Raw genomic sequence first — 9754 nt, forward strand, 5'->3', positions numbered from 1 at the left:
CATCGGCGTCGTCGGCGCATGGGCGGTGACGCCGGACGCGGTGGCGCCCGCGGTGTCGCGCCGCCGGCGGAGCTCCTCGTCGATCCCGTCGGACAACCGCCCGAGATAACCGATCAGCGCGGCGACGTCGCCGTCGTCCCAGCGCGACAGCACCGACTCCAGGCCGCTGATGTTGGCCGAGCGTTGGCTCTCGAACATCGCCCGCCCCCGCGAGGTGAGCGAGAAGCGCGGCGGTGCAGCCGGATCCGTGGTCGGCGCCCGCCCGATGAGACCGTCGCGGATCAGCGCCGAGATGCGCTCCTCGACCGGTCTTTCGTCGCTGGTCAGCGCCGCGGCCAGTTCCTGCACCGTCATCGCGCCCGCACCGCCCAGATACGCGGCGATGACGTAGTCGCCGCGGTCCAGTCGATGGGATGCCGACGGCACACCCAGAGCCACGGCGGACTGCCGTCCGACCGCGGTCATCACGTTCTCCAACCGCTGCGCACGCCGGCGGACCGCCGACGGGGACAGCACGGGTTCGACGGCGTCCGGCGCGGGCGCAGGACTGGGGGTCGCCGCCGGAATGGTGATCGCGATGACCGCGGCGACCGCCGCCGCGACGCCGGCGATGACCAGCGCGATGCGGAACCCGTTCAGGGACGGGATCATATGGCCGCCGACCACCATTCCGGTCTGCACCAGGACCGCGGCCATCGCCGCACTCGACACGGAGGTGCCCAGGGCGCGCGCTAGCGAGTTGATGCCGTTGGCCGCGGCGGTTTCAGAGACCGGAACCGCGGCGTTGATCAGCGTCGGCAGCGACGCGAACGCGAAACCGACGCCGATGCTGACCAGGATGCTGAACGTCAGGACACCGGCCGGGCTACCCAGAAGCTGTGTGCCGCCGAGATATCCGACCGCGATGACGATGCAGCCGGCGACCAGGGTGAACCGCGGACCGCGCGTGGCGATGATCTTCGCGGCGATCGGCGCCGAGGCCATCATCGCCAGACCGCCGGGCGCCATCCACAGCCCGGCCGCCACCATGCTCTGGCCCAGCCCGTACCCGGTCGCGGCGGGCAGCTGCAGGATCTGCGGTCCGATCAGCGACATCGCGAACATCGCGAAGCCGACCGCCACCGACGCCAGATTGGTCAGCAGCACAGGGGCTTTGATCGTCGTCCGGATGTCCACCAGCGGCGCCGGGGTCCGGAACTGCCACCACCCGAACAACACGAAGACCGCCAGGGATCCGATCAGCAGGCCGATCGTCGTCGGGTTGCCCCAGCCCCAGTTCGCGCCTTTCGAGATGGGCAACAGCAGCATGATCAGGCCCGCGGCCAGCCCGACGGCGCCGAGGAAGTCGAAGCGGCCCATGGTCTTCGACGGGACGATGTCGGGAACGAACAGGCTGAACAGCACACCCGACGCCAGCCCGAGGATCGCCGCGCACCAGAACAACGCGTGCCAGCTCAGATTCTCGGCGATCACCGCCGACAACGGCAGCCCCAGCGCGCCGCCCACCCCGAGCGAGGCGCTGACCATGCCCATCGCCGCACCCACCCGCTCCGGTGGCAGGGACGCGCGCAGCACGCTGATGCCCAGCGGGATCACCGGGGCGCCGAACCCCTGCAGTGCCCTGCCGACCACCAGCGGGATCAGCGAGCTCGTCAGCGCGGCGACGACGGAGCCGACGGTGAGCAACACCGCACAGGCCACCAGCACCCGCTTGGCGCCGAACATGTCGCCCAGCCGGCCGAACATCGGTGTGGCGACCGCACCGGTCAGCAGGGTCGCGGTCACCGCCCACGAGGCGTTGGCCGACGAGGTACCCAGGATGTCGGGCAGCTGCGGCACCAGCGGGATCACCAACGTCTGCATCAGCGAGACGCTGATGCCGCCGGCGGCGAGCACGGCGATGAGCGCTCCACCGCCTCGGGGCGCCGACGGGCGCTCGACCATCTGTTCAGGCACGAAGAACTGTCCTCGGGGGTTGCGGGTCCGGGAAGGTGACGGCGGGGCCCCGGACTCGTCGCTGAATCACAGAAAGGCACCTCGGCCGTTTCAATACTTGCGAAACAATAGCACCGTCGTCGTTTCATTAGTCATACTGGCGGGGTGACTCACCCCGCCCCGGCCACCTCGCCGCGCCGCAGCGCGCCGGCCCGCGCCGGCCGTCCCACCCGCGAGCAGGCCCTGCTGCGCGCCGAGGAACTGCTGGACTGCGCGCTCGAGGTGTTCCTGGACCGGGGGTTCGACCACGCCACGATCGACGGGATCGCCGCCACGGCCGGCATGGCCAAGCGGACCATCTATGCGCGCTATCCCGACAAGGAGACCTTGTTCCGTGCCGCGGTGCAGCGCGCGATCGACCGCTGGGCGGTCCCGGCCGAGGAGTTCCGCAAGCTGGACACCGGTGACCTGGAGGAGACCCTGATCGCGGTGGCCGGGGCTCGGCTGCGCACCGCGGTGAGTCCCGACGGGGTCCGTCTGCAACGCATCCTCAACGCCGAGGCCTACCGCTTCCCCGAACTTCCCCGCATCGCCTACGAGCAGGGCAGCCGGCCCGCGGTGCGCTTCATCGCCGAGGTGCTCGCGCGTCACGCGGCGACCGGCAGCATCGCCGTCGACGACGCCGAACTTCTCGGGACGTCGTTCCTGAGCCTGGTGATCGGCGGCCCCGCACACGGCGTGTTGTGGGGAGCGGTGCTCGACGACGACGCCGTCGCCGACCGGATCAGGGTCTGCGTCCGGTTGTTCCTCGACGGCGCCAGGCCGCGGTGAACTCCGTCGTGCGGGGCGCTACCCCATCACCCGTTGCGCATAGGCCAGGATCGGCTTCTTCAGCGCGGTGAGAGCAGCCTCGGCGTCCTCATCGGCCAGCGCGTTGGTGGCCAGTGCCGAGATCGCCGCGACCAGCATCTGACACGCGAACCGGTCGGCCTTGCTGCGGGCCTTGAACACTTTGGCCACACCCGCCACGAAATCCTGCTGTAGTTCCACTCGCCGCCGCATGGCCTCGGGACCGGCCGCATACACCTCGACCAGGAACAACCTCGCGGTGGACGGGTCGGCGGCGAGGTAGCTCAGGTACCGGTCGAGCATGATGTCGAAGCGTTGCATCGGGGTTCCGGTCGCGGGCAGGGCCTCGATGCCGTCGATGACGTGGCGCTGCGACCGCGCGTACGCCGACATGAAGCAGTCCTGCTTCGAGCTGAAGTGTTGGTAGAAGGTGGCCTTGGAGACCCCGGCGGCTCTGATCAGATCCTCGACCGTGGTCCTGCTGTAGCCGTTCTCGGCCATGACCGTGGCCAGTGCTTCGAACAGCCGCTGCCGCTGATGGGCGGCGACCTGTTCCCGGGACAGTCGGTGCCGGCCTGACGCGAGGCGTTCGGCCATGCGGTGGCCTCCTCTGACCCGGTTGGCGTGTTGCCGAGAGTATAGGGACGTCCCGCGTTTGCGAACGCCTTCGTTTTTGGAAAACGGGAACGTTTATGTACGATCCGTGTGGCCTGTCTCACACGACGGCCGGGGCTCTGCGCAGCGAGGGGTGAGCGGAGCCGTTGCGGCGGACGCGTCGGCGCCCGGTGGCACCGCAGAGGGGGAGTGGGGCCACCCGGGCCGACGTACCCCCGAAAGTCCGTGTCCAGGTTGACGTGTGGTGGCGTCAGACCCCGGCGGGCACTTTCGCGTCGGCCCGCATCTGCTTGCGCAACTGGCCGAACTCGGAGATGGTGCGCGTCGCGACCGTCGCCACCGGACGGGCGTTGCGACCCGTCGCCTCGGTCTTGGACACCATGACCACGCTGTCGATGTAGGGCTGGATGGTCGTGGCGTTCTGCACCGTCGCCACGATCACCAGCTGGAACCCGAACTTGCGGAACGCCTGCAAGGCCTGCTGGGCGAACTGCGGATCCGACTTCGAGAACGCCTCGTCGAGCATCAGCTGCGCGAAGACCGGCCTGTTGTCCGTACTGTCCGGGCTGGCGAGGTTGAAGCTCAGCGCACCGGCCAGGCAGAACGCCATCAACTTCTCCTGCTCACCGCCGGAGTTGTCGCCGGCGTTGGAGTGCGTGCGGATCAGCTCCTCGGTGCTGACGTCCCACTCCGCGCAGTCGAAGGTGAACCGGTTGCGCACGTCGAGGGCGTCGCGCGTCCAGGCCTTGTCCTCCGGCGCCGTCGACGCCAGTCGGTTGCGCAGCCGAAGGATGTCGGCGTACTGGTCCAGGATCGCCTGCTTGTCGCCCAGGCCCACCTCGGCGATCCGCCGCGAGATGGCCCGCACGATCTCGGTCAGCTCCGACACCGCGGTCAGGGTGCGCGGCGTCGCCCGCAGCGTCAGCCGGGTGCCGCGGTTGAACTCCACCGCACCCAAACCGGTGTTGACGCGGGCGATCTGGTCGCTGATCCGGCGGGCCTCCTGCTCGGCGACCCGGTGCAACGTCAGGATCGCGTCCGGCGCCTGCTCGGTCACCAGACGCATCATCCGCTCGTAGGCCTCCGGCAGCTCGCGCTCGTCGATGTGCCGGCACAGCGCGACGTAGTCGTGCACCCGCTCGTCGAAATTCTCCGAGTCGTTCGGCACGGCGTCCGGGAACGACGTGTCGAAGGTGTTCAGGATCCGGGCCAGCTCGTCGTAGGAGCGACGGCGGCTCTCCCGCAGCTGCTCGCGCTCCTTCTTGATCGCGCCGAACAGCGCGTCGCGGTGCGGCTCGGGATCGAGCAGCTCCAACGACACCGGAAGCTGCCCGGCGTACCGGTTGAGCAGCTCGGTCAGCGGCTCGGACACGAACGCCGGCTGCAGTCGCTCCGCCAGCTCCAGCAGCCTGGTGCGCCGCCCGTCCAGATCGTCGCGGCGGGTCTGGATCGCGCCGCGGCGCGTCATCAACTTCTGGATCTGCGACCAGCATTCGTCGGCCCGGGCGTTGAGCGCCTCGATGTCCGGGTGATCGGCCAGCAGCAGTTCGTACTGCTCGCGCAACCGGTCGGCGTGCCCGTCGGCGGTCTCGGTGTCGATCTGGCTCCACTGCGGGAACTGCTCGCAGATCGCCTTGCACGCCGCGGCCCGGTCGCGCCACTGCTGGCGCTGGGCGGCGATGTCGTCGGCGACCCGGCGCGCCTTCTGGTAGGCCTCCTCGGCCGCGGCCAGGTCGACGGTCAGCGCGTTGATCTTGGCCGACACGTCGCCCTGGTAGAGGTACTCGGACTGCTTGAGCGGACGGCGGTCGTCCTTGATCGCGAGCCGGTCGGAGTCCTTGTACAGCCCGGTGTCGGTGACCGCGCGGCGGAACCGCGCGAACACCTCGGGGGTGTCGACGCAGACGTGGTCACCGGCCGCGGAGACCACGTCGACCGCCTCGGCCGCGCACGGGTGCGCCGGGTCCACCGGGAAGAGCTTGCCCGCCAGCGTGTTCGGCTCCGGATCGACCGGCTCGGCGCCCAGCAGCCTGGCCCGTACGTGGTGCAGCTGCAGCCGGCCCCGCATGTTGGTCTCGTTGACGAACGCCAACACCTTGGTCCAGTGCTGATCGGGCACCATCAGCCGCAGGCCCACCCCGCGCAGCACCTTCTCCACCGCGGTGCGCCACCGCGTCTGGTCCGGCCGCAGATCCATCAGCTCGGCGACATACGGCAGGTCGGCCGCCTCGACACCGACCGCCGCGCAGATCTGCTCCCGCATCGTCAGCGCGAACTCGGGCAGCGCCGACCCCACGTGCTCGACCCGCTTGAGTTCCTTGGCGGCCTCGTCGCGGACCAGCCGGGCCGACTTCTGCGCGTACTCGGCGTCGGTCGAGGCCTCACGGTTGCGCTCGACCTTGGCCAGCAGCTCGGTGGCCTCGGCGAGCAGTTCCTCGCGCTGGTTCCAGAAGTCCTCGGCGGTCTCGGGGATGTCGAGGCCCTGTGCGGCGAGCATGTCCTCGTACGCGCCGCGGCGGCGGGAGATCTGCTCGGCCTCGGTCTCGGCGGCGGTCACCTGAGACTGCAGCGGCCCGATGCTCGCGCTGGATCCGCTGATCTGCGCGTTGAGTGAATCCGCCTCGGCCTTGGCCAGATTCAGGCTTCGGGTGACATCCTCGTACTCGTTGTCGAGCTGATCGATCGTGGTGTCGAGCTGCTCGATCTGGGCAGGGCACTGCGCGACCCGGACGTGGTCGGTGTAGGCCCGCACCATCGGCAGATCCACCAGGTCGATGATGCCCAGGTCGGTGGACTCCGAGGCGTAGCGCTGTTGGATCTTCTCGATGTCGCCGAGGATCTTGCGCTTCTTCTGCGCCACGGCCAGCAGTTCGCGCGCCTCCACCAGCGGGTCGATCTGCTTGAGCGCCTCCGGCAGCCGGGTCACGCTCTCGGGTTCGTCGAGCATGAACTCGCGGACGAACTGCTCCAGCCCGCCGACACTCTTGAGCGACTTCGCCTTGCCGAGCAGCTGCTGGGCGGCGTCGGAGGCGCGGATGCCGATGGTCGCGTACAGCTGGGCCAGATACTGCGACTCCACCTTGGTGGTGAACCGCCAGCCGCTGTCCTTGAACACGCCGGTGTCGAAACGTCCTGCCGCCCAACGGTTGCAGACGTCCTCGATGTCGAAGTCGCCGTCGCCGAGCACGAATCGGCTCGACGAGTCGTTACGGGACTCACCCGTCAGCCATTTGAGCACCAGGCCGGTCACGGTACGTCCGGAGTCGCTGGAGTAGGTGACCGCCACCGCCGACCATGCGGTGCCGTCGCCGCGCAGGTACATCACGCGGCTGGTGCCGCCGTCGCTGCGCTGGCCCCACGCGCCGCGCACGTACTTGTCGACGGTGCGCCTGCCCGCGCTCGAACCCGCCGCGGTGTTGTCGCCGGAGGCGTTGAAGTTGCGCCGGTTGAACGGCAGGAATCCCAGCGAGATCGCGTCCAGCAGAGAGGATTTGCCACTGCCCGACGCACCGGCGATCAGCGCGCCGCCCTCGCTGAACGGGATGTCGTGGTAGCCGTCGAACACTCCCCAGTTGATCACCTGGAGCCGGGACAGATGGAACTGCTCAGTCATCGAGTGCGACCTCTACCTCCGGTGTGGCGCCGCCCTGAAGCAGCTCGAACTGTTGCTGCAACTCGGTGATAACGCTGGCCGTCATCACCGCGGTGATGACGGGGGAGATGGTGTAGCTGTCCTCGTCGTCGCGGCTGCGGCGCAGGATCTCCAGCCCGGTCAGCCGGGCGATGGCGGCGTCGATGCGTCCGGTGAACGTGACCGCGTCGCGGTCGGTGTCGTTGAGCACGCCGGAGAACAGGCCGTGCATCTCCTCGCGGGAGATCAGCACGCTCTGCCCGCCCGCGGCGCGCATCATCTGCGCCAGGTGCAGCGCCAGGATGGAGTCGTAGGTGCCCAGCGGTTCGCGCCGGAGAAGCTTGATGCCCTTGGCGGATTCGTAGCGGGCCTGTTCGATGAACGCCACGGCGGTCCCGTCCACCACCCGCAGGATCAGATCGAGTTCACTCAGCCGGACCGACAGTTGACCGCGGTACTCCAGCACCCACGCATAGATGTCGCTGTCGGTCTCGGCGCTGATGTAGCGGCGGGTCAGCAGATGCTGCAGCGCCCAGCAGGCGCGGTCGGGCAGTTCGGAGACGTCGCCGTCGAACCGCGGCCGACGCTGGTGCGGCGGCCGGGCGTTCTGGTCGACCTCGGGCAGCGCGGAGAACGCTGCGAAGTCGGCGTCGTGTTCGGTGGTCACGCGGATGCTCCAACACTGATCGGTTCGGTGAATTTCAGGTCGGGGACGGCGATCTCGCGGTCTCTGCCGTCCAGCGAACGGAACCGGACGGTCGTCGAGGCGGCGGTGGCGGTTTCGGCGTCGTTGGGCTGCTTGAGCGCCCACGACCACAGCACGATCACGTGGCCGAGGTAGGCGCCCTGTCCTGAGCGGCCGAGCATCGCCACAGCCTCCGGCAGCGACACCGGACCGTCGGCCACCGCGGCATTGAGCATGTCCGACATCGCCGGCGCGTCGACCTGGGTGGTCAGCGCGGCGAAGCTGGCCAGGTCGACCTCGCCCTCGGCGGCCTTGGCCGGCTTCGGGCTGGACAGATCGCCGATCTTGAAGCTCAACGCGCCGACCGAGCTGATCGCGTGCCGGGCCAGCGGCAGCTCGATGTCCAGCCGCGAGTCGATCAAGCTCGACTTGAGGAGATTGCGGGCCGCGCCGATGGCCTCGTTGAGCTGACGGGCCACCCCGCGGCTCTGCTCCAGCGTGCCGAACGCGGTGAACCGCTTGACCCGCTGCGCGCAGCGCTGCTGGATCCGTTCGACCTCGTCGATCTGGTGGCCGACCAGCTCGAAGAAGCCGGCCATCACCTTGCGCAGCGCCGGGTCCAGGGCGGGCAGCGCCTCGGCGACCGCGGCCACGTCGGCCTCGAACTCCGCGCGCTGGTCCGGATCGTTGATCATCCGCAGGAACGCGCGATGGCTGTCGCGGCCCTGGGAGTCCCACGCGGCCTGGTAGTCGGCGTACATCTGGCGCTGCCGGTCCCGGTACTCGACGTTGGAGTCGATCGGCTCGTCGAGAGCGGCGGTGGCCTGCTCGATCATCGAGCCGTACTGACCGATGTCGGTGATCAGCCGCTCCATCTGCAGCGCGATCGCGCGGGCCTCGTCGTAGGCGTCTGTGAGGTCGGCGTCCTCGTGCACCGGTGCCGAGCCGGCGTCGAGCCGCTCGAGTTCCTGGTGCAGCGCCTGGATCTCGGCCTCGATGCTCTTGCGGATGCGGGCGGGGTCGTTGCCGACCCGGATCGCGACCTGCTTGAGCCGTGAGGCGATGCCGTTGATGGAGCCGCCGGTGGCGATCGTGTCCTGGCGTCGCATGCCGCGCAGGAAGTCCAGCGTGCGGCGGGCGTCCTGGGTCAGGTAGCAGACGTTCTGGTCGCTGCGCCGGTCGACGATGCGGTGCAGCCAGCCCTGGCTGGCCCACGACTTGATCAGCGCCAGGCCCGACTGCGCTTCAGTGCCCAGGTCGAGGTCGTCGAGGTCGCGTTCCAGGCGGACGACCAGCTCGGTCTCGGGCACCACACCCTCGGCGAGGTGGCGTTCCATCAGCGTCGCGTACAAGCTCAGATTGGTGGTGGCCAGCAGTCGGATCGCCGGGGAGGTCTGCAGGTCGCGGTTGAGTTCGAGCAGGTCGACGGCGGACAGGGTCGAGTTGTCGTCCACCAGCCCCCTCGCTCTGTGCCCGTCGTGTTCGTATGACCTCGGACGCCCCAACATAGGGCACGGCGGCGACGACGCCGGGCCCGGGGAGGGGAGTGTCGCGGGCTTTTCCCCACCGCCTGTGACGCATGTGACCAGCGGGATCGCAGTGCGTTCTGGGGTTTCGCGAGCGTGCTCTCACGGTCGTGCTGCGGTGGAGATCACGACCGTGACGGCACGTTCGCGAGGATCCGGCGGGCGCCCTCGACGAGCCGGCCCACGACCGCCGCGGCGGGTTCGCTGACGGTCACCTCGCCGACCCCCTGCCCGGCGTTGACCGGCGCCCACCGATAGTCGTCGCCGGCGATGGCCCTGCCCAGCAGTGCGCGCGCCGCGTCGTCGAGGTCCTCGACCCGGCCGTCCCAGACGTCGGTGAAGGCGTTGCGCAACACCCGCTCGGGCAGGTCGGCGGGCCACGGGTAGCCCAGCGCGACGTCGAACGCCCGGGTGGTGACGGTGTCGGCGCCGTCTGCGGCGAGCATCCGGTCGCGCGCGGGCCCGGGCAGCGTCGACTCCGGGCACACCGCGAACGCGGTGCCGATCCACGCA

At 69.5% G+C, this 9754-nt stretch carries 7 protein-coding genes; 1 reads left to right on the forward strand and 6 read right to left on the reverse strand.

Features of this window, described 5'->3' with window-relative positions:
• On the reverse strand, positions 1–1956 hold a 1956-nt coding region (locus tag MVA01S_RS26740; RefSeq protein WP_306307763.1), incomplete at its 3' end, for an MFS transporter.
• Positions 1957–2100: 144 nt separating this feature from the next.
• Between MVA01S_RS26740 and MVA01S_RS26745 the strand changes: the two genes are divergently transcribed.
• Positions 2101–2766, forward strand: coding sequence for a TetR/AcrR family transcriptional regulator (locus MVA01S_RS26745; protein ID WP_003929712.1), 666 nt, complete (start codon positions 2101–2103; stop codon positions 2764–2766).
• Between the two features lie 18 nt (positions 2767–2784).
• On the opposite strand, the gene MVA01S_RS26750 is transcribed toward MVA01S_RS26745, so the two are convergent.
• The 5 genes from MVA01S_RS26750 to MVA01S_RS26770 all read right to left on the reverse strand — a co-directional run.
• Positions 2785–3381 carry a TetR/AcrR family transcriptional regulator gene (locus tag MVA01S_RS26750; protein ID WP_003929711.1) on the reverse strand — a complete coding sequence of 199 codons (597 nt, stop codon included), beginning with the start codon at positions 3379–3381 and terminating at the stop codon, positions 2785–2787.
• 268 nt (positions 3382–3649) lie between these two features.
• Positions 3650–7012, reverse strand: coding sequence for an ATP-binding protein (locus MVA01S_RS26755; protein WP_003929710.1), 3363 nt, complete (start codon positions 7010–7012; stop codon positions 3650–3652).
• Positions 7005–7697 carry a DUF4194 domain-containing protein gene (locus MVA01S_RS26760; protein WP_003929709.1) on the reverse strand — a complete coding sequence of 231 codons (693 nt, stop codon included), beginning with the start codon at positions 7695–7697 and terminating at the stop codon, positions 7005–7007. Before MVA01S_RS26760 ends, MVA01S_RS26755 begins: the two co-directional genes overlap by 8 nt.
• Positions 7694–9223: a DUF3375 domain-containing protein gene (locus MVA01S_RS26765; protein WP_051015240.1), complete on the reverse strand. Its 1530-nt coding sequence runs from the start codon at positions 9221–9223 to the stop codon at positions 7694–7696. Before MVA01S_RS26765 ends, MVA01S_RS26760 begins: the two co-directional genes overlap by 4 nt.
• A gap of 143 nt (positions 9224–9366) precedes the next feature.
• The coding region (locus MVA01S_RS26770) for a nitronate monooxygenase family protein (RefSeq protein WP_494337735.1) at positions 9367–9754 on the reverse strand (388 nt) is incomplete at its 5' end.

The sequence above is a fragment of the Mycolicibacterium vaccae NBRC 14118 = CIP 105934 genome, assembly GCF_001552715.1.
GTDB lineage: Bacteria > Actinomycetota > Actinomycetes > Mycobacteriales > Mycobacteriaceae > Mycobacterium > Mycobacterium vaccae.

Coding starts and splice junctions, on each gene's coding strand:
- MVA01S_RS26750 (WP_003929711.1), bottom strand. CDS start 3,381: ATGGCCGAACGCCTCGCGTCAGGCCGGCACCGACTGTCCCGGGAACAG.
- MVA01S_RS26755 (WP_003929710.1), bottom strand. CDS start 7,012: ATGACTGAGCAGTTCCATCTGTCCCGGCTCCAGGTGATCAACTGGGGA.
- MVA01S_RS26765 (WP_051015240.1), bottom strand. CDS start 9,223: ATGTTGGGGCGTCCGAGGTCATACGAACACGACGGGCACAGAGCGAGG.